Raw genomic sequence first — 20047 nt, forward strand, 5'->3', positions numbered from 1 at the left:
CTAACCGGGTCAAGAACACGCTCAGGGCCGTACTAGCTCGGTTTTGAGACCCCTCGCACAGTCGAAATGCACGGAGCTTTCGAGATGACACGGGAACAAGCACTCAGGAAGGTGATGGCATGCCTGCGGATGGCCCAGTCGGGCTCCGCGAACAGCCAGGAGGCGGCCACCGCGCTGCGGCACGCCCGGGTCCTGATGGACCAGTACGGCCTCACCGAGATCGATCTGAACGAAGACGTCATGGGCTTCTTCAGCGCCAAGACCCGCTATCGGGGTGGCGAGCTGCCCACCTCATTGATCGCGCTTGCATGCGTCGTTGACCGCATGTACGGCTGCATGTCGATCGTGCGGATGCGCCATGGCGCGACGGAAGTGACTTTCGGAGGGCCGCCGGCCGCGGCGGAAGTGGCCTCCTACGCCTTCACCGTATTGCGCCGCATGCTGGAGCGCGACCGGACCCAGTACCTGGCGCGTGTTCGCAAGGCCAAGAGCCGCCGAGAGCGCGGTGAGCTGTTCGCCTCCGGCTGGGTGCGCGCCGTTCGCGACCGCCTGCCGCCCATGGGTCTGACGGACGAGCAGACCCAGTCTCTGGAGCGCGGCTTCCGCGCCAAGTTCGGCGAGATGGAATCCACCACCGGGAAGGTCATCGGCAAGCCTTCGCGCAGCGATGCCGCTATCCGGGACGTCGTCAACGGCGTGCTGAAGGGCCGTCAGGCACACGTGGCCCCCGGCCTCGGTACGAGCAGCCGTGCGAGTGATCAGCTCCAGCTGGAGCACCAGGCATGAGCCGGCGCAAGAAGATCGCCGCAGGCCAGATCTGGGTGGCCTCACGTGCCACCGCTCGTGGGAGCACCCGCGCCGCGCCCAAGCGCCCGCGCACGGTCACCCGCACGGTACTGGCGGTGATCGAGGACAAGATCTCCTACACGGTCGGCGGCCCGCTGCCGCGGTACTGCCATCGCCGGGCGTTCCTGCTCTGGGCCCGCACGTACGCCGCCAAGGCAAGGGCGACGCATCGCCAGCCGCCGCCGCTGCAGCTGGTGGCGCCGCCCTCCGGGAGGGCTCGTCGTGCGAAATGAGCCTATGCGCAAGGCCCTGGGGCAGTACATGACGCCGGCGTATGCCGCCGAGCGCCTGGTGGAGCAGTTTCTCCCCAACCTGACCAGCCACGACTTCGTCATCGAACCGACCTGTGGTGATGGCGCATTCCTGCAGGCCATTCCTGACCACGTACCAGCCCTGGGGATCGAGATCGATCCCGTGCTTGCGGACATCGCGCGTGAGCAGACCGGTCGCAAGGTCATCACCGGCGACTTCTGCATGGTCGATATCAACGCACCGGTCACGCACGTCATCGGCAACCCGCCGTTCAAGACCAAGCTCGTCGAACAGATCCTCGATCGATGCCACCTGTTGCTCCCGGAAGAGGGCACTGCTGGGTTCATCCTTCCCTGTTTCGTGGTCCAGACCGCAGGCACCGTCGCTCGCATCAGCCAGAACTGGCACATGGAACAGATGCTGCTGCCGCGCAACCTCTTCCCGCGCCTGCAGTACCCCCTTTGCTTCGTGCGCCTGCGCAAGGGTGCTATGCGCGGCCTGGTGGGCTTCGCCCTGTACGAGGACGTGCACCAGGTTACGCAGCTGCAGAAGCGCTACCGCGATCTCTTGTCGCAGGGTGTGCGAGCCACGTGGCGCACTGTCGTGCTCTCCGCGCTCGAAGCGCTGGGCGGTCGCGGCACGCTGGCGCAGATCTACGCCGAAGTCGAAGGCCGGCGTCATACGCCCAACGCCTTCTGGAAAGAGAAAGTCCGTCAAGTCTTGCAACGCGTCGCGGTCAGTGCCGGCAACGGCACCTGGCAGCTGCCCTCATCCCCTGTTTCGCTTGCGGCATAACCACATCAAAGGAGCTCAACCGTGTTCTTTCGCAACTTGGTTTTCATGGTCTACCCCGTGTCGCTGGACTTCACGCAGCTCGAAGAGCTGCTGCCCGAAGCGGCGCTCAAACCGGTCGGCCCGCTGGAGCTGAGCTCCCGGGGTTTCATCTCGCCTTTCGGCCGTGGTGAAGAAGGCCTGTCCCACCGCATCGGCGATGCCATCTGGCTGAGCGTGGGCGGTGAGGACAAGATCCTGCCGGGTGCCGTGGTCAACGACCAGCTGCAGAAGAAGCTCAAGGAAATCGAACAGAAGGAAGGGCGAAAGCCCGGTGGCAAGACGCGAAAGCGCATCAAGGACGACATCCTGCAGGAACTGCTGCCGCGTGCGTTCGTCAAGCCTTCGCGCACCGATGCGCTGATCGACCTGGAGCACGGCTTCATTGCGGTGGACGCCTCATCCCGTAAGACCGGCGAGAACGTCGTCTCGGAGGTCCGTCGTGCGCTGGGCAGCTTCCCGGCCCTGCCGCTGAATGCCGAAGTCGCGCCGCGTTCCATTCTGACCGGCTGGATTGCCGGTGAGCCGCTGCCCGAAGGGCTGGCGCTGGGCGAGGAATGCGAGATGCGCGATGCCACGGAAGGCGGTGCGGTGGTCAAGCTGAAGAACCACGAGATGCAGAGCGACGAAGTGGCCAAGCACCTGGAGGGCGGCAAGCAGGTGACGCAGCTGGCCCTGGTGCTGGAAGACCACATCAGCTTCGTGATCGGCGAGGACCTGATCGTGCGCAAGCTCAAGTTCCTCGACGGCGCCGTGGACAAGCTGGAGAACACCGAGCACGACGACCTGCGTGCCGAGCTCGATGCGCGCTTCGCGCTGATGTCCGGTGAACTCAAGCGCCTGTTCACCGTCCTGCAACACGCCTTCAAGCTCTCCAAAGCGGAGTAACGAGTATGTCTCTGATCCTGACGCGTGAAGTGGGGCAGGTCCTGGAAGTCGGATCGCCCTGGGGCCATCCGACGACCTTGAGGGTAGTGGACATTACCAACAAGCAGGTGCGCGTGGAGATCGACGGTCCGAAGGACGTGCCCGTCAATCGCGGCGAGGTGGCCGATGCCATCCGCGCACGCACGGAACTGGAGCAGCCGACAGATGCTGAAAACTTCAGCCTGGCGCAATACCTGCGGGAGCAGAGCAAGTGGTCGCAAGACACCTTCGGGCCCGGCCCGATGGTGGAGAGCCTGCTCGATCACATCAGGAAGGAAATCACCGAGGTGAGCGAAGCACCCGGTGACGTCGTCGAGTGGGTGGACATTGCGATGCTCGCCCTCGACGGCGCGTTGCGCTGCGGCGTAACGCCGGCTGAGGTGATCGCCACCCTCGCGGCGAAGTTCGCCGTAGTGAAAGAGCGCCAGTGGCCGGCGGCAGGCAGTACGCCGCCGGGTGAAGCTATCTGCCACATCAAGACCGAATCCGACACGGCCGCGGCAGCGGCATAAACCTGGAGCGCCACACCATCATGCAACTGATCTCGCTGTTCCATCCCCGCACCCAGTCGCTGGGCGAAGTCTTCAGGCGAGCAGACTCGCCGACCTTGAACGCTGTTGTCGACGGAGGCGGCCCGAGCATGGGCATGATTCTCGTCGGAGTGCTGGTCTTCGCCCTGTTCTTGGCGCTGCCTGTCGTCATCGCAACGTTGCGCGGACAGCACCAGTACCTGGTGTCGATCACGCTGGGTAGCCTGCTCGCTACTGTGCTGACCTTCAGCGTGGTCGGCTTGCCGCCCGGCCTACTGCTCTATGCGGCGCTCATCGCGATCGCCTTTTCGCCGCGTCTGGCCCAGAAGGTCTTGAGGTAACACGTGGCGTACTGCAAGTGGAGCGATGCGACCCCGCGCAGCGATCTGATCGCTTTCGAGCGCCCCAACGGTGGCTACACCGCCATGGTGCGCTCCAAGCGCCGTGTCAGGCCGATTCCGGCCGTGGATCTGAGCAGCACACCGGCCAGGTTCGAGAGCCTGCGCCGGCGCAAGGAAGCCGAGGCAGATCCGGCCAATCCCGTTGTGCCGCTGGGCCTGCCGTTAGCGGGTAGGACGCTGCACTTCGACACGTTGGAAGAAATGCACGAACAGATCCTCGCGATGCGCGATGACGGCTACCTCGTGCCGGACGAAGCGGTTGACCAAATCCGTGAAGACATCCTTCTTAGCAACATTGCACTGGAGATCAAGTAGATGGAAAGCAACAGCTACACCACGTCTTCGCGCAGCGCGAGCGCATACAAGGCGCTGAAGTACCGCACGGGGATGACCGACCACCACATCTCGCACCTGCTCCGTGAGCGCAGCAGGAGCGCGCTGACGCGCTACCTGGGATTCGCCGCACTCGCGGGAGTGCTAGCGATCGCCGGCGGCCTGGCGGTGTGGGCCAGCCCACAAGCGGGGGCATTGACCACGGTGGTGTACGTGGCAGGCCTACTGGTGGCCATGATCTGCGGGACGTTGATGATGGCCTGCCTGTTCCAGGCGTTGGGTACGCGCAATAAGAACGCCTACTACCAGGATGGCGAGATGCCGGCTACGCCGGAGGACATCGTGCGTCTGCATCACCTGGCGCAGGCCGATGCGGCGCTCAAGCCGATCGTGGCCAGCTGGATCGGGGCCCAGCAGCTGATCCGCCAGCGGGACGTCGACCTGGTCGACGACTATATCGAGACCCGCGACAGCGATCGGCATCGCGCCGCGATGGCGGCAGTGGTGGATATCGAGGATGCCCGTGAACCGGCAGTCCAGCCGGTGGGCAGCATCGAGCTGCAGGCGGCCTAAGTCATGGCCTCGGTGCATGATGCCAACGCGGAGCGTGCGCCGTACCGGCGCGTGCTCCTGCAGATCTTCGGCTTCGCCAGTGCGGGGGTCATGGTGCCGTGGCTTCTGGAGCAAGCCGCCACCTGGATCTGATGCAGCCTGCCATGCCAAAGAACTTTGATTGAGGTAACACTTTTCCGTACGTTATGGGATCACGTTTCCGGTAGACTGTGCCCAGACGTTGTGGAAGGCCTGAGTTATTCGACGTTTCTCAGGCTGGAGAGCTCCTAGCTGGCGAAGCAAAGGTACGATGTCTGGAAGCCCCGACCTTGGTTGGGGCTTTCTTTATGGGCGTTACGGAAGCGTCATGGTCTCGTAGTACGTGTACCTGATCGCACGCATGCTCTCTACGGCATCAGGATTGGCCGGGTACTTCGAGGTGTAGTGCCTGACGCCATCCTTGATGTAGGAATACACCATTCCCTGAACTTCGCGGCAGTACGTGCGCGCGTTCTGAACGCAGAAGCGGCCTTGCTGCACCGGCTTGTTGTTAATGCTGAGCTGGAGCTTGTAGCCACCCACTGGCCAGGGCGTGGGCTTGGACAGCTCGAAGGTGGTGACCTGCATGCCGGCGTCCACCACCTCGCTGAGCGTGGTGACCAGCTGCTGCTCTTCACCATAGGTGACGGTGGCCGTCAGCACCGCCGGCGCCGCGGTCTGGGTGGTGACCTGTGCGTAGATCCGCCCCTGGTCGCCCACGATGCCTGCAGGCGAAGCTGGGGACGATGCCGAAGGCCAGCGGTAGGCGACATCCAGTACAGCATTGGTGACGGCTGGCGCTTCGCTGATTGGCGATCGCTGCGGCGTCGACGGTGCCTTATGGCGCGTGCGTAGATCCGCGACCGCGGTAGCGGGTACGGCGAAACCGATGGCCTCGCCCTCGGCGGCCTTCGAGGTGGTGATACCGATCAGATTGCCGGCATCATCGAACAGGCCGCCGCCACTACTGCCCGGGCTGATCGCTGCGGTGGTCTGGATGACCTGGCCAGCGGCTTGCCTGCGAAAGCCCGAGATCAGTCCTTCGGACAGACTTACTTCGTACCCTTGGGGAGACCCGATAGCGTAGACGCGATCGCCCACCTGGTACTGGCCCGCATCGGCGATGCGCGCCGGCGTTGCAGGCAGGCCCGGCACGATGAGCGAGCAGAGGTCCCGCGGCTCGTCCGTGTACTCGCGCTGGGCGAGGTAGAACTGATCCTGGTACTTGACCTGGAGCCGGCTGGCGCCGGCGATGACGTGGCAGTTGGTCACGGCGCGGTCCTGGCCGATGGCCACGGCGCTGCCGATCTTGCTTAGGGCGGGGTCGGCGTTGTGTGCCAGGACCGTCATGACGGACGGAGCGGCGCTGGTGAACAGCTCTGCAGGCGTCTTGGCGCGCTCCTGGGCGGTCACGGAGCTGGCCAGCACCGTGCTGGCCAAGAGCAGGGCGTTAACGCCCCTGGTTTGCGTCCTTATCGTCATCCTGAGCCTCCCCGCCGCCGGCGGAGAGAAGATACCAGTGCCCGGTGCGGTGCGCCCAGAGGCCCATCAGCACGCAGACGACGATGACTGCGGCCAGCTGCGGGCCGCGGGCGATACCCAGGACGTTGCCGGCCGTCATCGCGCCGAAGATGACGGCTGCCGTGGCGAAGGTCTCATTGAGCATGGTTCCCACGCTTGGGGGCTGACGGCCCTTCATGCCGGCCGCTCCTGCTTGGGGATCATCAGGCTGGCCAGCATGCCGGCGCCGGCGATCGAGGTCAGGACCGCCAGCAGGCGATACAGCCCCAACGCCTGGTCGCGCAGTGCTTCGTTCTCGACAAACCATTGCTGGAGATCCGCATCGGTTGACCTGTGCGGGGAGAGCAGTCGAACGGGAGCTCCCATGGCGACGGCCACGCGGAACTCCTGGTGTTGCAGCTGGCGCGCCTTCAGCGCGCTTACGCCGAGCATGAGTGTGGAGGCAAGGCAGATGAGAAAGGCGGTGGTTCGGATCGAGGGCATAGTGAGGGGAATTCCGATGGCTAGAACAGGCTGGATTGCGGTTGGGTGGGGCTGTCCAGCTTCACCGGCCGCGGCGCCAGGCGACGGCCGTCTCTCAGGGCACGCAGTGCGCGTGCGATGTCAGGGCGTGGGGTGTCTGCCTCGAACATCAGGCAGTGCACCTGGGCGACGTGGGGAGCTTCCTTCCAGTAGATCCGGTATTCCAGATCGCCTCCGACATGCACGGAACGTGCCCACATGGGCAACGTCCGGTGCAAGGGCGCGGGTCGCCGCGCGTTCACGGTTTCACCTTCTTGGCAGGCTTGGCTTTGGACTTCGGCTTTGCCTTTGTCGCTCGCTTGGCTTGGGCTTGCTGCTGGGGGCGCGTCCGCACGGCCGCTTCCCAGATCGCTTCCAGTGCACGCACGGAAGGGCTGTCCAGATCCAACGCAGCTTCCATCATCAGGAACCTCTGACGATGCTTCTGCTGCCATGTCTCGATGAATCGGTAGATGACCGACATCGAGCCGCCTTCGATCATGGCGTGTACCGCGCTACCGGTGATGCTCTCACCTTTGCGGAACAGCTCATCGCACGCCTGTGCGACGTTCTCTTCGGTGGCGATTTGACGACTATGCACGGCCGGCATCAGACGTCCTCCGTGAGGAAGGAACCCTGTGGCGATGTCGCACGCGCCGGCACCGGACCGTGACGCGCAATGCGTCCTTCCAAGGCAGCCAGGCCGGCTTCCGTGAGCGAATAGGCTTCACCGTCGCCGCTTACGAAGCCGCGCTGATAGAGCCCGACCAGTGTCGCGCAGAAGCCGCGATGCTGGGCACTGCCGTAGATCTTGTCATCCGCGGGACGGCCGGCCTTTAGGTTGGCCATCACGCGCCACATCGACTGGGTAAGCGACTGCTTGCGCTTGCTGGGCGCCTTGGACGCCGCCGGCGGCACCGCCGGTTGATCGGGAAGCACGACGCGCAAACGCGGCTTCCCGGTAGGCCCGAGAGACTGCACAGTGTTCATGAGGTCAGCCCTCATTGCCCTGACGCAACACCTCCAGCTCTTCCACCAGCGCTTCCAGCTCCTGGCGGGTGCTGTCCGACAGGCCGGCATAGCCGGGGTCCTGGCGGATCGAGGTGACTCGCTCGAACAGGCGCGGTGCGGAGCGCTTGAGCGCGCTCTCGAACTTCGCGCCCGGCAGGTTCTTCTTGGTGATCTTGTTCTTGCCGGCGGCCTGGGCCGCGGCCAGCTGCTGCTTGAGCTGCGCCGTGGCCGCTTCCGCGCCGAGCTTGCGGAACAGATCCACCACAGTGGTGGCGGCGACCTGGTTGGACACGACCATGTCCTGCACCGCGATCGGAGCACTGGACAGCAGGATCAGATTCTCGACATGGGTGCTGGTGATGTGCAGATCGCTGGCGATCCGCGCATTGGTGTGACCACGGCCGACCTTGCGCTTGACCAGCAAGGCCAGGCCCAGCATCGGCAGCGGGTTGCCGTTGTTGTTGGTGTGCAGCGCATTGAGCATGTCGTCCATCGACATGGTCTTGGGCGCCAGCGCCACCGGGATGGCGTCGATGCCGGCGCCTTCGCTGTTGGCCAGGGCAACGGATTCAAGACGGGTGTGACCGTCGAAGACCACGATCATGTTGTTGCCCGAGCCATCATCGGCCACGAAGCAGGAGATCGGCTTGTCCCACTTGAAGCCTTCGCGCTTCATCGAATCCGCATACATGCGGACCGTCGCCTTGTGCTCGGGCGTGTTGACGAAGCGGAGGTTGAAACCTTCCATCACCTGGATCTTGTCCGGGTGCATCCACACGACCGAGTCGTTGCGACGATTCTCGGTCTTGACGGCCTTGATGCCGCCAGGGGTCACCTCGCCAGCAACTTCATCAGCGGGGCGGGTTTCGAGAACGAGCGTGGGATTGTTGAGGTCAAACGAGGGCTGTTCATACAACATGATGGATCTCCTTCCTGTGGAGGTTCGGGTAGTCGACAAGCACGTGCGCAGGCACCGGCTGGCCCTCTTGCAGGGCCTTCCGGATGACGCGTTCGTGAGTCACGGGACGCTGGCTGATGGCCAGGAGGCGGAGCTGGGTGAAGCGGGGAAGTACGAGAGTGCCTGCAGAGACCTGCGACAGCTGCTGCTTGATGGCGTCATGGACGCCGTAACGGAGGCGATCACGCTCGCCCATGCGATGAGCCAGGTCGTTGCCAGCGCTACGCGTGGCGCGGCCGAAAGGTGCATTGCCGGGATGAGCTGCGCTGAGCTCTTCTTCCCACTGCTGCTTTGTCAGTTGCCATGGAGCAAGCATCTTGACACCTATCGTTGACCGATGGCTAGCAAGATACTCTAACGAAAGTTATTGTCAACTACCTAGTGCACAAAAAACGCTGGTAGTTCAGAGTGGGGCAGGTTTTAGGGGGTATTTGATGGGAATTCCCTCAAGTAACCACCGGCCGTTGACCCACTGGTACCGGCCTTCACAGAAGCCCTGAAGGGCTACGGGCAGCACCGCGTGCATATCCGGTCCGTGGACCGTGCCGCCATTGTCCAGCCTCAGCGTGAACGCAGGCAGATCGCGCAGGAAGACGCCCTGGTCTTCCGGCCAGCTCTTGGGCTTGTTGAGCTCTTCCTTCCAGCGATGCTTGAAGCACGCGTTCGTCAGCGTGGTGTAGGGCTTGTCCAGGACAAGCCACAGGCAGGCAATGCCAGCATCAGCGTAACGCTGCTGGCGTCGGCGGTAGTCCCTAAGGTGCTGGTACGAATGTTGGACCTCGATGGCGACTGGTCGGTCAGGCACGTCTATCCAGACATCAGCCCGCCAGCCATCAGCGCCAGGGTGCTCGATGACGGCCCGGTAGCCAAGCGACTTTGCCGCGGCTGCCACTGCTTCCTTGGCCGCCTGATGCCACTGGCTTTCAGGGCTTGAGGCACACGCGCCAGAGGCGTGCGCGAAGAACTGAAGCCCAAGCGGTGAGGTCTTGGGAATAGCAGGCGCATCACAGCAGGGCATCAACAGCTGGCCTACCTGGTAGGACACTTGGAGCGATCGCCAGGCAACAGCATCGAGGTCGTGAGCGTAGATTCGAGCGTCGCCGGCGACGACGCGGGCGTAGGTGGTATCAACCACTATTGCGTGGCCTACGGCGGAAGCGTTCGACAATCCTGTCGATCAGCTCGCGGTCTGAATGCGAAAGCGAAGCCATCTGGTCAACGGCTCTTGTGCGATTGATGCCGACATCGGCAGGAGCAATTAGCATCCATGGTTCTACCTGGAATGCATCTGCAATGCGCTGGAGTACGTCCAGTGTGGGGTTGCCGCTCCCGTATTTGATACGTCCCAAGGTGCCATCAGAAACGCCGATCTCCCGGCTTAGCGTGAGCCGGGAGACGTCGCTTCGTTCCTCCAGCAACCTGGAAAGGTTAGCCGCGAGCAGCACAGAGGCATCGTTGGAAAATGGCTTGGCAGGCATCAGCTGACCCGATTGGGCAAATGTGACGGAAGGCTGGTTACAACCAGAGTGCGATGTTCGTCGTCCCTTGCCCAATAAATGCGGAGTCCAAACCTCGGGTCGAAAGACGAATTGCCACGCAAGTGCATGTCCGCAACGAGGCGTCTGCCCTCGTGAGTGACGGTGTAGTAGTCCGCGGTCTTTGTGTCCGTTGCCGCGGCGCCGACTTTACTGCACTCAACACCCAGCTCTGCACACCTAGCATCCCAAGCCTTGGGATCACGGTTGTCCGTGTCGTAGAGCATCGGCCAGTACAGATCGGCAAGGGCCTGGAGGCAGGCATACACCTTCGCCGGGTTCTGGTAGTTCGACTCAAGAGCGGCAGCGATCGCCTTCGGATGAAGCAAAACGCGCCCAGCCAGGGCGGCTTCCGCCCACTGGGGCAGCGCGTCAAAATCGCTTGGGGTTTCTAGGGCAACTGCGGTGTCGGTCAGCGGGGTAGAGGTCCGCCGAGCGTCGAGAAGCTGTTGTAGCTCGTAGATCTCCCTGCGCATGGCGTCATTCTGAAGCTGCCGGTCATTGGCAAGGGCCTGGTAGTGACTCAGCTGCGATTGCAGGACACGAACGGCCTCATCCGAATCGCTTGTAGCACTGCTGTCCGACTGTGCGGGATTGGCTAGCGACTTCTGGGATTTTGCTTCCTTCGCTCGTGCTTCCAGCAAGACACCGCGCGCTTCCAGTGCTTCACAACGTCGCTGTGCATGCACCAGCTGTGCGCGCACGGCGCGTGTGTCGCGATCCTTCGCGGCCAAGCTCGCCTCGGCCTTTCTGGCTTCCTTGCTGCCCTCATAGAGCTTGTGGAAGCAATCAAGCAGGATGTCGCCCGAATCCGGCAGCGTCGGCATGTGGTGCATCGGCATGCGTACGTCGAAGCGAGATCCGAAAACCTCAAAGGCGGCGGCCATGGCTGGGTTTCGCTTCAGCCAATCGGCATCCACGATCTCCGTGGCGTCCAGGCAGATGCCACCTTGTGCGCTCACCAGGCCCGGATCTAATCCAAAGACGCTATCAGGGCCAATTCGACTGGCGTTGAGCGTTGCAGCGTAGCTGCCTGAGCTTGTAATAACGGATATGGTCGAGCGAACGAACGTCTTCAGGCCCGTGACGAAGTCACCACGGTACCTCTGGGTTTCCTGAATAAACCGCCGGGTGACGGTGATGGTCAACGATCCGTCCTTGATGGGGCATGTCATGTAGTCCGGGCGCATGCTGGAGGGATCGCTTGGATGCAAGACCTCCAACGTCCTCCCGACACCGACCGCCTCTTCAGAGTCCTCATCCTCAAACTCAATGTGGGACAGGAATGCCGCCAATGCGGTATGGAGTGTATCGCTGGAAAAGTCCCAGCCTTCGTTGGTCAAGGCTGTGGCCGTCACGTCGCGAGAGAGGTAGTGCAGATAGCGGCTGGGGACGCCTTCCTCCAGGTATGCCTCGTCTACCGCTTGACCAAGCTGTGGGGCCAGCTCGCGCATCTGTGCGTCACGCGCAATGCATCCAGGGCACGTGGACGGATCGTGACCCATGCCGGAGTGAGCGTTGCGCTGGGGGCGCTGCTGCTTCTTGCGGGCATCACGCTTCTGCTTGCTGTTGCGGCTCATTGACCAGCTCCAGAAGCAATCGCGTTGGTGCGCTTCGCTTTGCTGGTGAGGTGGCGGAACCCGATGTTGTCATTCGGCCACAGGGACACCATCCGTTTAGCCATCGCCGTCGCTTCGTCATGCCTGTCGCAGGCATGCAGCAGAAGCACGTAGGTGTGCATGACGCGGTGGAAACTCCGATTGCAGAGTTCGTAGTAGGAAACATGAATAGAGCCGACCGGGAGCAGCGCTAGCGCCTGTCGCGCGATCGGCTCGATCAGGGCCAGGGCGAGGTTATGGTCTCCGGCATGCTTGTAGAGCTCAGCGCGAGCGGCATGAGAGTCCAATGCGTAGGGGCATCGTGCCAGGCTCTCAGAAACGCCAGCGACCAATCCCCTCACGACGGCTGGCGAGATGCTTCGGTATTCACCTGTGAAATCCAGATGCTGTTCCAGAAGCTCGGTGACAAACTCATCTTCATCCGAGAGCAGGTCAGCGTACGCCCTGTTGACGGGACAGAGGACGGCTTCTTTGGTCCGCTTTCCCGGTGACTCAGGTCCGAGCTCGAAGTGCAGATACGCTGCCAGGTCATCACTGCCGACCGATGCCGTTCGGGTGGCCGGTGCCGTTGGACGTTCCGTGTGGCTCTTCACCATGTGTTCCCAGTTCGGATACCCGTTCTGGCGGGCAATAACGTACTGAGCGGTGGATAGAGTTAGCTTGGCCGGATTGTTGGCTACCAATTCCGGATAGAGCTTCTGAAGGTTCTTTGCTTGCTTGCGAAGATGATCGATGTTCACGTTAGGTCCTTTGGTGCCTAAGGCGTGGTGGCGGCCCGCTCGCCTCCGGCCGATAGGCAATCAGAGGACGAAAGTGAAATGTTACTGCTGCCCTCGACCCATAAGGTTTCGCCTTTGCGGGCGGCGCGGCGAGGGTAGCCGCACATGAAATCTACTCCGCATACTGAGCAGTCGTCAACAGATCCGCTAACGAAAGTTCCTGGGCGGCATTACTCGAAGAATTCGCGTACGTCCGCCATTGTTTCGTTGTGCTGCAACATCAATGCGAAGGCATGGATTTGCCGGGAATCGGCGTATGGGACATCCGCCGGCGCCCCGTCCACCACCTGGCAGAGCAGGGAGCTGTCAGCCAGGCTGAAATGCGTCCTGCAGGCGGCTGGACGCGCCTCGTAGGCGCTGCACTGGCCATCGGCCAGGAAAGGGCAGGGGCCGGCAGCGCGGCCGCCGTAGGTGGTCAGGCGTTCGATCTCGTCCGGATCGCTGACCGCGTCAGAGATCTTCCGAACATTGGAGGGCAGGGTCATCGGCCGGCCGGTGGCCGCTGCCAGGACCCGGGCTTCCGCCGAGGTGATCGCCACCGGGAGGTGGCAGCAGGCATCGCAACCCTGTCTGCAGGCCGCCAGAGGCGCGACCTGGGCCGCCCAGGCGTCCGCTGCTGCCAGGATCAATCGAATACGCTTCCCGGCCCTGGGCGTCTTTTGGGCTTGCTTCAGCAGCTGCTCGCTTGCCTGGAAGTTGGGCCGTGCCCGCTCGAACTTCCGGTGTGCCGCCGCCGCGGCGATCGGCTCTTCGGCACGCTGGGCGCTGATCAGCTCAGCGGTGTCCATCGCCCTGCTGCTCTTCCAGGTAGGAGCTCCGGCAGCCCGCCAGGGCGGGATCGTCGGCAGGCACGCCGTTGGCCACCGCCATCGAGCGGTACCCGGGGTGGAGCTCGTGTCCACCATCAGTCACGTCATTGCCGATCGCACCGCGCATGCGCTGGAGGCGGACCGTGAGGTTGTGGTCCGCACCGCGCATCAGGAATCCGGCGCAGATCTTCGTGTTCGCCGTTCCGGCGGTGTGGCAGGCGAACGTGTGCGTCGCCATATCGAATGAGGTCTCGGCTGAGTGCTTGAAGGCCAGAGGTGGAAAGGCCCCAACGGCATCTTTCCGCCACGGGCAGTCGGCGCACGGGCGGCGGCAGTAAGTCGCACCATCCTGCGATCGGCTCGTCACTGTGACCACCTGGTGGTCATCGTCCACCGGACGAATGCGTACCACTTCAGCCTTTCGGCTCACGGTAGGTGCTACCGGGGCTTGCGCGAGCGCGCATGGAGATAGAACGGCAGCGAGCCCGCCAGGCTCGCTCCCACGACGGCCAGCCACAATGCTGGCGTCAGTGGGCGTTGCCCAAGAACATAGAGCTCGGCAGCGACCAGCGCAAAGAGGATCACAAAGAAGATCGCGGCCTGCGACTTGGCGCGGCGAAGTTCGATCTTCCACTCCGTCATCACGGTGTCGTCGTCCTTCATGGTGTGTCCTCCGAGTTTGCGATCGCCAGCAGGATGTCACCATGACAGCTCGCCGGCGAGCACCAGCATGTCAGATCCTTGCCTTTGAGCTCCAGGCGTGCGGCTTCCACGAGCTCCGGCTGTGAGAGCAGCCACGTCTTGTAGGCTGCGACAGCTTCCGCCCGGCTGCCTACCTGGTACTTGGCAAGAGTAACTTGGCCGGCTAAGTGGCTGTAGGGGTTTCCCCATTTTGAGGGGCGGCCGATGTAGACCGACCCTGCGGGGATGCCGTGAACGCGCTTGTTCAGTACCTGCGGCACTACGGAGTGTCCTTCGGTCCGAACGGCAAACGGCGCGAGCGGCGCGGCGGAGCCTTGGAGAACATGATGTGCTTGGCGACGAACCACTGGACGATGCCGCCCAGCAGGCTGGGCACCAGGATGAGGCCGTAGCGCAGAGCGGGTCGATCCTGCAGGCCGAGCTCAGCGTAGACGGGGCCAGCGCTGAAGATCGTGTGGAAGCAGAAAAGGCACACGACAACCATTCCGAGGGTGGCGATGGCGACGTAGCAAAGGAGATAGGAGCGGTCTTTCATGGGATTCCTGGAGGGGTGGGTCATCGGAACAAGGGATGTACGTGATCAGGTAACGGTGGGGGTTCTGGATTCGGTGCGCTCGGGGGGCGAGCGACGGAGCCATGTGCCGTACCAGATCCACAATGCCAGCCATCCCCAGATGAAAAAGTGGAACAGCACCCAGGGGGCTTTGGCCAGCTGCAGTTCGAGCTTGGCAAAGGCGCAGCTGAAGCCGGCGCGGCCGATTGAGCCGATGCTGCACGATTCCTTCATGTTCGCCATCGCCAGCACTTCATCCGGTGCCATGTAGTGGCCGATAGCCATCATGACGCCGGTGGCCACAATCAGGCCAGTGACGCCGAACCATTCGTGGATGGTTTTGGTGAGGATGAGGGAGAGGGCGATGGCGACGGCTAGTGATGCAGCGATCATCTGTAAGCCCTCTTAGGCAACGGCAGGAGTAGTACGTTCGAGGATGAAGCGGCGCGCTGCGGTGCGAGCGCGTTGCTCAGCTACTTTCAGGCCGGAATCTGCCGACCAGCTGGCCGCACTCTGACGTGACACCACGGGCATGTTTACGCGGGTGGCGAGCTTGCGCACCCGCTCGCGATCATCCTGCTGCAAGGGAGCAAAGTAGGTCGTCCATCCGTCGCCACCGTTGAAGGTTTCGTCCAGGAAACGAACGACAGCCTCTGCGTTGCCCCACTTGTCGCGTTGGGCCCACATGACGTGCGCCGGCCGGTAATACGAAGCATCGGCACAGCGGTTGGTGCGCTCAGCAAGGGGGCGGCTGAGCCACCGGCAGAACTCCTGCTTCGGCATCGCCTGCACGAGCAGGGCGTTGCCCTCCCGCATGTCGTAGATATCGAGGGGGTCGACGTAGGCTGCATAGCCAGAAGGCGAGCGTACGCACAGCATGCCGTCTTGCGGTCGGACGTATTGGAAAAACCAGAATGGGGCAGGCACCGGCTTCATAACGCCGAGTCTCGCGTCGCGCAGAACGGGCTTGCTTGCGACCTGGACACGGTCGAGAGGTTTCAGGCCAAGCGCATTGGCCAGGTGAATCTTTCCAGCGAGCATCCCAGTTCCTTCGTGGCTTCGGGTGTCGGTAGAAAGATACTATAACGAAAGTTATTGCGCGTGCAACGACTATTTTTAGCTCCGTTGCAAGCGTTCAGCCTTTGTCTTTCGGGCCCTTTGCATCCTGCCTTGCGTTGCGACGCGTAGCTGCTTGCTGCAGTTGGTTGATCTGTCGCTTGAGGTCGTCCGTTCTCGCGACGTGCTGCAGCTTCAGTTCCTCTATCGCGCGGTTGTGATGCGTATTGAGCGCATCCAGCTTCGCCTGATGCTCGCCCCGGAGCGTGTCCATGGCGAGTGTGTTTTGCTCTGCTTGCGCTGCACGCTCCGCGCTTATTGCGCGCATTGCAGCCTCAGCGCTCATGCGCTCTGCCTGCAGGGCCGATTGGCGCTCCGCGGCAAGCTGCTCGGCAGCGGAGACTTTGGCTTGCAGTGCTGCAATAGCGGGAGCGTTGTCTGCCAACGCTCGTTTAGCATCAGCGGCTTCGTTTCTGGCGTTCGTCAGTGAATCCTGAAGCTCGGCGATGGTCTGCTCAAGCCTAGTATTGCGCGTTTCCAGCTTGTCGATCGCTCGATTGTGAGCGGTAGCTTGTGCTGCCAGGTCCGCATCACGCCGGCGGTTAGCCTCGGCGCGAACGTCGGAGATCATTACCTGGTGCTCTAGGCGCTCAGAAGCCATCTGCCGACGTTCGGTATCCATGGCTTCCGCTTGCTGCGCTAGGCTCTGGCGCTGCTCCGTCAGCTTGTTCTCTGCCGTCTTGGTCGCCAGCTTCAAAGCCGTTTGCCACATGTTGTTGGCCAGCTTCTGGATCGGGTCCGGCGTGTCGTTCGTATCACGGCCGGACATCATGTCCGGCATGTAGGACTTCCAGAAGTAGTTCATCGCCGCATTGGCCGTCGTCTTGCTGCCGCCAACTGCGCTCACCACAGAGTCTGCAGAAGGACGTCGACCAGCCGCCAGCTGGCTCCAAGCCTCTGTTACGTGCTGGGCGTAGGCATCCGGGATCGAAACAGCCATGTCACAACTCTCCTGAGCATCTAGGCCGCCACATGGCGGCATATTTTTGCCCCCGTGTTGACGATGGTGATAATGAAACGTTATCGTGCATGTGCTAGTATGAAATACCGGACGAAGTACCGTCCTATAACTCAGCCAGCGCCCGATAGTAGTCCAAAAATGGCAAAGAGTCCCGCCCAATCGTCTGAAATCCTTGTCCCAGCTTCGTTTCCGGAGCTTCCGCAGGATGCGTTGGCGCAGGTGCCGGACGCTGGCGCGCTACAAGCGCCCACTGAGGCGGAGATCGAGCAGACAGAGCTGGCCGCCGCGGCGGTGCTTGCGGCTCTCAAGGTCGAGGCAACTGCGCCGGCAACCCGCCGGGCGCTGAAGACTGCGCTTCGGTACTGGGCGTTGTGGCATCGAGCGGTTTACGGAACAGAGCTGGAGCTGCTGCAGTCACCGGCGGCCGCCGTCCCTGGCCACAAAGTGCTGGTGTTCGTGACGCACCACGCTCCTGTGAAGGCAAAAGCCGTAGGCAGCAGGCCTGCAAGAATTACGACCGGAATGCCGGTCCATGTACGCAAACGACTTGCAGCCATTGAGGCGAAAGAAGGGCTCGTGCTGGCAGGACGACGTCAGGTGCAACATCGAGCTGGCCGTCAGGCGCAGCTGACCGGCAAGGCTGTGGCGATCGATGCGGATGTCCCCGCCCTGAAAACGATCCAGCAGCGCGTCAGCCTGCTGGGGAGCCTGCACACCCTGCGTGGCCTGCCAACGCCGCAGGAAGTGGACGGACGTATCCGGCCACTACTGTCCGCGCTAGGTAAGGCAGTACAGCGGACGACCCCCGCTGCCCTTCCGCAGAGCAAAAAAGCTATTGAGGCATGGGATTTGCAGCGAATGCTGGCCACGTGTGGTTCGCACACGCTGGAGGGCAAGCGAGATCAGGCGCTGCTGCTGGCCACGTACAGTAGCGGCCGCCGGCGCAGCGAGGTGGCTCGGATGCAGCTGCAGCATCTGAGGCCTGGACAGATGGATCTCCCGGATGGCCAGGTGATCCTGGGGTACTGGTGGGATCTCTATGAGATGAAAGGAAAGGTGTCCGAGAAGTTGGGCGAGCCCGTACATAGTGTGCCCCTGGTGGGTGCGGCTGCCGAAGCCATGGATGCGTGGCTGGATGCATTGCGCCTGGCGGGCCACAAAGATGGCCCAGTGTGGCGCACGGTCTACAAGCCTCGCCGGCTCAAGTCACATGCCAACCGGCCGCTTCCATCCCAGGTCTTGGGTGCGGCAATCAGGCCTGAGCTGGTTGCCACGATCGTCAAGCAAAGGGCGCTACAGGCATACCTGATCGACCACCCGGAGTTCGGGGCGGACGAGCCGGAGGCTGCGGCCGCGCGCCAGGCCTTCATGGAGCGCATCGGCGCTCACTCACTGCGTTCTGGATTCTCTACCAGTTCCATCAAGGCGGGCGTATCCGCCTTTGACGTCATGAAGATGACGGGGCACACATCGATAAGCAGTTTCCGAATCTATGACCAGAGCGGCAACGCAAAGAATCCAGCTATTGCCGAACTGATGCAATTCCAGCTTTAGCGACGCACGTATTGCGACACTCACCGATCAAATTACGCATTCCACCCAAGAGCTTGCGTAGTTGCGAGCAACCACCAAGGATAGTGACCGATGAAAACCCACTTTAACGGCCCCAATTATCAGCGCGGCGAATCGTTCCTATGGATGTTCATCGGCATCATGCTTCTCCTGCTTATCTGGGGCGCGGTGGACTCGGCGAATAAGTCCAGGGACGCCCAGGATCTGCTCTTGCAGCTCTCGATGCCCGCCATAGATCGCAGCGAGAATCTGGACCCGGCCTTCTACCGCCTGGCAGAGGCTGCGCTCGCGCACGAGTCGGTACAGGCGCCTGTCGGCGCTTGGACGATCCAGCAGGATGACAAGAAGCTCAGCGTGGAGCAGTTGCTGGTCCTCCACCGTGATCACCGCTTCTCTGTCCTGAGCAGGACCACCATCAAGAATAAGGAAAAGGACGGGGCAGTAGGGCGCGTGAGCGACGCTAAGGGGACCTACCAGGTCAAAGGCGCAGTCTTGAATCTGAGTGCGACTACCGGATCACCTGCTTGGAATGGCCCGTACATCATCGAGAGCATGGATCAGACGACCATGGCGCTGAGACACCAGGCAAGCGACGTGATCACCTACCGTGCCGTGACCGCCGCCGAGGTGCCAGCAATGGTGGCTAAGCTGAAAGATGAGCGTAGCGATTCGGAGATCGCGTCGTCCGATGCAGCAGCAAAGTTTGCAGATAAACTCCATCAATCCGGGCCCGCGGCCGAGTGAGGTAACGACGATGACTGTCCCTACTCAACTGGTTGCTCGAATCAAGAAGTCATCCAAATACTTCCATCAGAACGAAGTGGCAAAGGATCTCGGGGAGTTTCCATTTCCGGTATCCATCTTTCCCGATCCGCTTGGATATGTGGTCAGGGGTGGCCCTGGCGGCCAGTACATGCTTTCTGACGTCAAGCTGTCCGCGATCGTTAACGGACAAGAGATCCAACTTACCTAACGCTGCAGGACGCGAGATGAAGATCAACAAGTGGGTTCTGATGATCGTGGTTGGAGTGATCATCCTTGTGGGCTCGATGCTGGCGCGCGATTTGGGCAAAGCACATGCCGAAGCCGCGCTGCAGCGCCTGCAGTTCGTCTGGCCAGATGTGATGACAATGCCCGAGCGCGATCGGGCGCTGCTGGCAACCTTGGGCTTTACGTGCTCACTGCGGGAGGTCGAGCTTGACCGCGAAATGATCATCCAGTGCCTCCAGTCCGCGCTGCTGGAAGAACCAACGTTGCCGAAGGGCATGACGATGGATCAGGCGGCCAAGCGCCTGGCAGAGCTGATCGAGGATTCCAAATCAAACGAAGGGGTGGCGAAATGACGAAGCTCGAAGGTGGCGTTATCGCGCTTGTAGTGGCGGTCTTGGTTGGGACGTATCCTTTCCTCATCTGGAGTGAAAGCAAGAAAGACGTGATCCGGGGCGAGAGGTTGGACCTGGTGTGGCCCGAGGCCTCGGTCGACGACCGGACCCTCCTGGAAGGCTTGGCATACAGCTGCGGGCTCTCCCACGTCGAGCCAAGGCAAGAGGCTGTTGAACAGTGCCTTCGCCGCGCAACGCGGATGGACAAGGCCTCGCTGCCGAGTGGCGTCACGAAGGAGCAGGCGGTCGCTCGACTTGAAGCTCTGATCGCAAGCGCGGCGGTGCCGCGATGAGGGCGCTACTCTGCCCGTTGGTAG

At 62.3% G+C, this 20047-nt stretch carries 33 protein-coding genes; 14 read left to right on the forward strand and 19 right to left on the reverse strand.

What is annotated here, in order from left to right; all coding sequences use genetic code 11:
* Positions 1 to 84 precede the first annotated feature (84 nt).
* Genes ACSQ19_RS18715 through ACSQ19_RS18755 form a run of 9 tightly spaced genes read left to right on the forward strand, consistent with a single transcriptional unit; the run spans position 85 to position 4825 of the window.
* Positions 85 to 786: a DUF2786 domain-containing protein gene (locus tag ACSQ19_RS18715; RefSeq protein WP_436001436.1), complete on the forward strand. Its 702-nt coding sequence runs from the start codon at positions 85 to 87 to the stop codon at positions 784 to 786.
* Positions 783 to 1079, forward strand: coding sequence for a hypothetical protein (locus tag ACSQ19_RS18720; RefSeq protein WP_436001438.1), 297 nt, complete (start codon positions 783 to 785; stop codon positions 1077 to 1079). The genes ACSQ19_RS18715 and ACSQ19_RS18720 overlap by 4 nt, the downstream gene beginning before the upstream one ends.
* Positions 1080 to 1083: 4 nt before the next feature.
* Positions 1084 to 1893, forward strand: coding sequence for a class I SAM-dependent methyltransferase (locus ACSQ19_RS18725; RefSeq protein ID WP_436001440.1), 810 nt, complete (start codon positions 1084 to 1086; stop codon positions 1891 to 1893).
* 21 nt (positions 1894 to 1914) lie between these two features.
* Complete coding sequence (locus tag ACSQ19_RS18730) at positions 1915 to 2817, forward strand: recombination-associated protein RdgC (RefSeq protein ID WP_436001442.1); 903 nt, start codon at positions 1915 to 1917, stop codon at positions 2815 to 2817.
* Between the two features lie 5 nt (positions 2818 to 2822).
* A complete protein-coding gene (locus ACSQ19_RS18735; RefSeq protein ID WP_436001444.1) occupies positions 2823 to 3368 on the forward strand; it encodes a dATP/dGTP pyrophosphohydrolase domain-containing protein in 546 nt (181 codons plus the stop codon).
* A 20-nt stretch (positions 3369 to 3388) separates the two neighbouring features.
* Positions 3389 to 3727 (forward strand): hypothetical protein, encoded by a 339-nt coding sequence (locus ACSQ19_RS18740; protein WP_436001446.1) that lies wholly within the window; start codon positions 3389 to 3391, stop codon positions 3725 to 3727.
* A gap of 3 nt (positions 3728 to 3730) precedes the next feature.
* Positions 3731 to 4102, forward strand: a complete 372-nt coding sequence (locus ACSQ19_RS18745) for a hypothetical protein (RefSeq protein WP_436001448.1) — start codon at positions 3731 to 3733, stop codon at positions 4100 to 4102.
* Positions 4103 to 4693, forward strand: coding sequence for a hypothetical protein (locus ACSQ19_RS18750; protein ID WP_436001450.1), 591 nt, complete (start codon positions 4103 to 4105; stop codon positions 4691 to 4693).
* Positions 4694 to 4696: 3 nt separating this feature from the next.
* Positions 4697 to 4825, forward strand: a complete 129-nt coding sequence (locus ACSQ19_RS18755; RefSeq protein WP_436001452.1) for a hypothetical protein — start codon at positions 4697 to 4699, stop codon at positions 4823 to 4825.
* A gap of 201 nt (positions 4826 to 5026) precedes the next feature.
* Here the strand turns inward: ACSQ19_RS18755 and ACSQ19_RS18760 are convergent, their stop codons facing one another.
* From ACSQ19_RS18760 to ACSQ19_RS18790, 7 genes are all read right to left on the reverse strand, one after another.
* On the reverse strand, positions 5027 to 6151 hold the full coding sequence (locus tag ACSQ19_RS18760; RefSeq protein WP_436001454.1) for a S1C family serine protease: 1125 nt from the start codon (positions 6149 to 6151) through the stop codon (positions 5027 to 5029).
* Positions 6152 to 6161: 10 nt separating this feature from the next.
* A complete protein-coding gene (locus tag ACSQ19_RS18765; RefSeq protein ID WP_436001456.1) occupies positions 6162 to 6410 on the reverse strand; it encodes a hypothetical protein in 249 nt (82 codons plus the stop codon).
* A complete protein-coding gene (locus tag ACSQ19_RS18770) occupies positions 6407 to 6664 on the reverse strand; it encodes a hypothetical protein (protein ID WP_436001458.1) in 258 nt (85 codons plus the stop codon). Before ACSQ19_RS18770 ends, ACSQ19_RS18765 begins: the two co-directional genes overlap by 4 nt.
* A gap of 71 nt (positions 6665 to 6735) precedes the next feature.
* The gene (locus tag ACSQ19_RS18775; protein WP_436001460.1) at positions 6736 to 6954 is read right to left on the reverse strand and encodes a hypothetical protein; all 219 of its coding nucleotides are present in this window, start codon (positions 6952 to 6954) and stop codon (positions 6736 to 6738) included.
* 38 nt (positions 6955 to 6992) lie between these two features.
* On the reverse strand, positions 6993 to 7343 hold the full coding sequence (locus ACSQ19_RS18780; protein WP_436001462.1) for a DNA-binding protein: 351 nt from the start codon (positions 7341 to 7343) through the stop codon (positions 6993 to 6995).
* On the reverse strand, positions 7343 to 7681 hold the full coding sequence (locus tag ACSQ19_RS18785; protein ID WP_436001464.1) for a hypothetical protein: 339 nt from the start codon (positions 7679 to 7681) through the stop codon (positions 7343 to 7345). Before ACSQ19_RS18785 ends, ACSQ19_RS18780 begins: the two co-directional genes overlap by 1 nt.
* A 46-nt stretch (positions 7682 to 7727) precedes the next feature.
* Positions 7728 to 8663 carry a hypothetical protein gene (locus ACSQ19_RS18790; RefSeq protein WP_436001466.1) on the reverse strand — a complete coding sequence of 312 codons (936 nt, stop codon included), beginning with the start codon at positions 8661 to 8663 and terminating at the stop codon, positions 7728 to 7730.
* On the opposite strand from ACSQ19_RS18790, the gene ACSQ19_RS18795 reads away from it, so the two are divergent.
* On the forward strand, positions 8662 to 9036 hold the full coding sequence (locus tag ACSQ19_RS18795; protein ID WP_436001468.1) for a hypothetical protein: 375 nt from the start codon (positions 8662 to 8664) through the stop codon (positions 9034 to 9036). The genes ACSQ19_RS18790 and ACSQ19_RS18795 overlap by 2 nt on opposite strands.
* A 69-nt stretch (positions 9037 to 9105) precedes the next feature.
* Here ACSQ19_RS18795 and ACSQ19_RS18800 read toward each other — a convergent pair whose 3' ends face one another.
* From ACSQ19_RS18800 to ACSQ19_RS18855, 12 genes are all read right to left on the reverse strand, one after another.
* Positions 9106 to 9837 carry a competence protein CoiA family protein gene (locus ACSQ19_RS18800; protein WP_436001469.1) on the reverse strand — a complete coding sequence of 244 codons (732 nt, stop codon included), beginning with the start codon at positions 9835 to 9837 and terminating at the stop codon, positions 9106 to 9108.
* Positions 9830 to 10180, reverse strand: a complete 351-nt coding sequence (locus ACSQ19_RS18805; protein ID WP_436001471.1) for a helix-turn-helix domain-containing protein — start codon at positions 10178 to 10180, stop codon at positions 9830 to 9832. Before ACSQ19_RS18805 ends, ACSQ19_RS18800 begins: the two co-directional genes overlap by 8 nt.
* The gene (locus ACSQ19_RS18810; RefSeq protein ID WP_436001473.1) at positions 10180 to 11817 is read right to left on the reverse strand and encodes a hypothetical protein; all 1638 of its coding nucleotides are present in this window, start codon (positions 11815 to 11817) and stop codon (positions 10180 to 10182) included. The genes ACSQ19_RS18805 and ACSQ19_RS18810 overlap by 1 nt, the downstream gene beginning before the upstream one ends.
* Positions 11814 to 12596 carry a hypothetical protein gene (locus tag ACSQ19_RS18815; protein WP_436001475.1) on the reverse strand — a complete coding sequence of 261 codons (783 nt, stop codon included), beginning with the start codon at positions 12594 to 12596 and terminating at the stop codon, positions 11814 to 11816. Before ACSQ19_RS18815 ends, ACSQ19_RS18810 begins: the two co-directional genes overlap by 4 nt.
* A 209-nt stretch (positions 12597 to 12805) precedes the next feature.
* Positions 12806 to 13423 carry a YkgJ family cysteine cluster protein gene (locus ACSQ19_RS18820; RefSeq protein ID WP_436001477.1) on the reverse strand — a complete coding sequence of 206 codons (618 nt, stop codon included), beginning with the start codon at positions 13421 to 13423 and terminating at the stop codon, positions 12806 to 12808.
* A complete protein-coding gene (locus ACSQ19_RS18825; RefSeq protein WP_436001478.1) occupies positions 13410 to 13961 on the reverse strand; it encodes a DUF6283 family protein in 552 nt (183 codons plus the stop codon). The genes ACSQ19_RS18820 and ACSQ19_RS18825 overlap by 14 nt, the downstream gene beginning before the upstream one ends.
* Complete coding sequence (locus tag ACSQ19_RS18830; RefSeq protein ID WP_436001480.1) at positions 13883 to 14107, reverse strand: hypothetical protein; 225 nt, start codon at positions 14105 to 14107, stop codon at positions 13883 to 13885. The genes ACSQ19_RS18825 and ACSQ19_RS18830 overlap by 79 nt, the downstream gene beginning before the upstream one ends.
* Complete coding sequence (locus ACSQ19_RS18835; protein ID WP_436001482.1) at positions 14104 to 14406, reverse strand: DUF4326 domain-containing protein; 303 nt, start codon at positions 14404 to 14406, stop codon at positions 14104 to 14106. Before ACSQ19_RS18835 ends, ACSQ19_RS18830 begins: the two co-directional genes overlap by 4 nt.
* A complete protein-coding gene (locus tag ACSQ19_RS18840) occupies positions 14406 to 14681 on the reverse strand; it encodes a hypothetical protein (RefSeq protein WP_436001484.1) in 276 nt (91 codons plus the stop codon). The genes ACSQ19_RS18835 and ACSQ19_RS18840 overlap by 1 nt, the downstream gene beginning before the upstream one ends.
* Before the next feature lie 45 nt (positions 14682 to 14726).
* Positions 14727 to 15092, reverse strand: coding sequence for a hypothetical protein (locus ACSQ19_RS18845; protein WP_436001486.1), 366 nt, complete (start codon positions 15090 to 15092; stop codon positions 14727 to 14729).
* 12 nt (positions 15093 to 15104) lie between these two features.
* A complete protein-coding gene (locus ACSQ19_RS18850) occupies positions 15105 to 15740 on the reverse strand; it encodes a hypothetical protein (protein ID WP_436001488.1) in 636 nt (211 codons plus the stop codon).
* Between the two features lie 94 nt (positions 15741 to 15834).
* Positions 15835 to 16755, reverse strand: a complete 921-nt coding sequence (locus ACSQ19_RS18855; RefSeq protein ID WP_436001490.1) for a DNA-binding protein — start codon at positions 16753 to 16755, stop codon at positions 15835 to 15837.
* A gap of 159 nt (positions 16756 to 16914) precedes the next feature.
* Between ACSQ19_RS18855 and ACSQ19_RS18860 the strand changes: the two genes are divergently transcribed.
* The 4 genes from ACSQ19_RS18860 (at position 16915) to ACSQ19_RS18875 (ending at position 20023) form a co-directional block, all read left to right on the forward strand.
* Positions 16915 to 18330: a hypothetical protein gene (locus ACSQ19_RS18860; RefSeq protein WP_436001492.1), complete on the forward strand. Its 1416-nt coding sequence runs from the start codon at positions 16915 to 16917 to the stop codon at positions 18328 to 18330.
* 90 nt (positions 18331 to 18420) lie between these two features.
* Complete coding sequence (locus tag ACSQ19_RS18865) at positions 18421 to 19092, forward strand: hypothetical protein (protein WP_436001494.1); 672 nt, start codon at positions 18421 to 18423, stop codon at positions 19090 to 19092.
* Between the two features lie 245 nt (positions 19093 to 19337).
* Positions 19338 to 19691, forward strand: a complete 354-nt coding sequence (locus tag ACSQ19_RS18870) for a hypothetical protein (protein ID WP_436001496.1) — start codon at positions 19338 to 19340, stop codon at positions 19689 to 19691.
* Positions 19688 to 20023, forward strand: a complete 336-nt coding sequence (locus ACSQ19_RS18875) for a hypothetical protein (protein WP_436001498.1) — start codon at positions 19688 to 19690, stop codon at positions 20021 to 20023. Before ACSQ19_RS18870 ends, ACSQ19_RS18875 begins: the two co-directional genes overlap by 4 nt.
* The last annotated feature ends 24 nt before the right edge of the window (positions 20024 to 20047 follow it).

The sequence above is a fragment of the Pseudoxanthomonas sp. LjRoot127 genome, from assembly GCF_964253495.1.
Lineage (GTDB): Bacteria > Pseudomonadota > Gammaproteobacteria > Xanthomonadales > Xanthomonadaceae > Pseudoxanthomonas_A.

What these genes read in the sequence shown, in the direction of transcription:
- ACSQ19_RS18765 (WP_436001456.1), bottom strand. Translation starts at nt 6,410, where the DNA reads ATGAAGGGCCGTCAGCCCCCAAGCGTGGGAACCATGCTCAATGAGACC.
- ACSQ19_RS18845 (WP_436001486.1), bottom strand. Translation starts at nt 15,092, where the DNA reads ATGATCGCTGCATCACTAGCCGTCGCCATCGCCCTCTCCCTCATCCTC.
- ACSQ19_RS18770 (WP_436001458.1), bottom strand. Translation starts at nt 6,664, where the DNA reads ATGCTCGGCGTAAGCGCGCTGAAGGCGCGCCAGCTGCAACACCAGGAG.
- ACSQ19_RS18735 (WP_436001444.1), top strand. Translation starts at nt 2,823, where the DNA reads ATGTCTCTGATCCTGACGCGTGAAGTGGGGCAGGTCCTGGAAGTCGGA.
- ACSQ19_RS18855 (WP_436001490.1), bottom strand. Translation starts at nt 16,755, where the DNA reads ATGGCTGTTTCGATCCCGGATGCCTACGCCCAGCACGTAACAGAGGCT.
- ACSQ19_RS18715 (WP_436001436.1), top strand. Translation starts at nt 85, where the DNA reads ATGACACGGGAACAAGCACTCAGGAAGGTGATGGCATGCCTGCGGATG.
- ACSQ19_RS18780 (WP_436001462.1), bottom strand. Translation starts at nt 7,343, where the DNA reads ATGCCGGCCGTGCATAGTCGTCAAATCGCCACCGAAGAGAACGTCGCA.
- ACSQ19_RS18725 (WP_436001440.1), top strand. Translation starts at nt 1,084, where the DNA reads ATGCGCAAGGCCCTGGGGCAGTACATGACGCCGGCGTATGCCGCCGAG.
- ACSQ19_RS18810 (WP_436001473.1), bottom strand. Translation starts at nt 11,817, where the DNA reads ATGAGCCGCAACAGCAAGCAGAAGCGTGATGCCCGCAAGAAGCAGCAG.
- ACSQ19_RS18740 (WP_436001446.1), top strand. Translation starts at nt 3,389, where the DNA reads ATGCAACTGATCTCGCTGTTCCATCCCCGCACCCAGTCGCTGGGCGAA.
- ACSQ19_RS18775 (WP_436001460.1), bottom strand. Translation starts at nt 6,954, where the DNA reads ATGTGGGCACGTTCCGTGCATGTCGGAGGCGATCTGGAATACCGGATC.
- ACSQ19_RS18840 (WP_436001484.1), bottom strand. Translation starts at nt 14,681, where the DNA reads ATGAAAGACCGCTCCTATCTCCTTTGCTACGTCGCCATCGCCACCCTC.
- ACSQ19_RS18850 (WP_436001488.1), bottom strand. Translation starts at nt 15,740, where the DNA reads ATGCTCGCTGGAAAGATTCACCTGGCCAATGCGCTTGGCCTGAAACCT.
- ACSQ19_RS18755 (WP_436001452.1), top strand. Translation starts at nt 4,697, where the DNA reads ATGGCCTCGGTGCATGATGCCAACGCGGAGCGTGCGCCGTACCGGCGC.
- ACSQ19_RS18805 (WP_436001471.1), bottom strand. Translation starts at nt 10,180, where the DNA reads ATGCCTGCCAAGCCATTTTCCAACGATGCCTCTGTGCTGCTCGCGGCT.
- ACSQ19_RS18795 (WP_436001468.1), top strand. Translation starts at nt 8,662, where the DNA reads ATGATGGATCTCCTTCCTGTGGAGGTTCGGGTAGTCGACAAGCACGTG.
- ACSQ19_RS18750 (WP_436001450.1), top strand. Translation starts at nt 4,103, where the DNA reads ATGGAAAGCAACAGCTACACCACGTCTTCGCGCAGCGCGAGCGCATAC.
- ACSQ19_RS18860 (WP_436001492.1), top strand. Translation starts at nt 16,915, where the DNA reads ATGGCAAAGAGTCCCGCCCAATCGTCTGAAATCCTTGTCCCAGCTTCG.
- ACSQ19_RS18865 (WP_436001494.1), top strand. Translation starts at nt 18,421, where the DNA reads ATGAAAACCCACTTTAACGGCCCCAATTATCAGCGCGGCGAATCGTTC.
- ACSQ19_RS18820 (WP_436001477.1), bottom strand. Translation starts at nt 13,423, where the DNA reads ATGGACACCGCTGAGCTGATCAGCGCCCAGCGTGCCGAAGAGCCGATC.
- ACSQ19_RS18790 (WP_436001466.1), bottom strand. Translation starts at nt 8,663, where the DNA reads ATGTTGTATGAACAGCCCTCGTTTGACCTCAACAATCCCACGCTCGTT.
- ACSQ19_RS18875 (WP_436001498.1), top strand. Translation starts at nt 19,688, where the DNA reads ATGACGAAGCTCGAAGGTGGCGTTATCGCGCTTGTAGTGGCGGTCTTG.
- ACSQ19_RS18830 (WP_436001480.1), bottom strand. Translation starts at nt 14,107, where the DNA reads ATGAAGGACGACGACACCGTGATGACGGAGTGGAAGATCGAACTTCGC.
- ACSQ19_RS18720 (WP_436001438.1), top strand. Translation starts at nt 783, where the DNA reads ATGAGCCGGCGCAAGAAGATCGCCGCAGGCCAGATCTGGGTGGCCTCA.
- ACSQ19_RS18870 (WP_436001496.1), top strand. Translation starts at nt 19,338, where the DNA reads ATGAAGATCAACAAGTGGGTTCTGATGATCGTGGTTGGAGTGATCATC.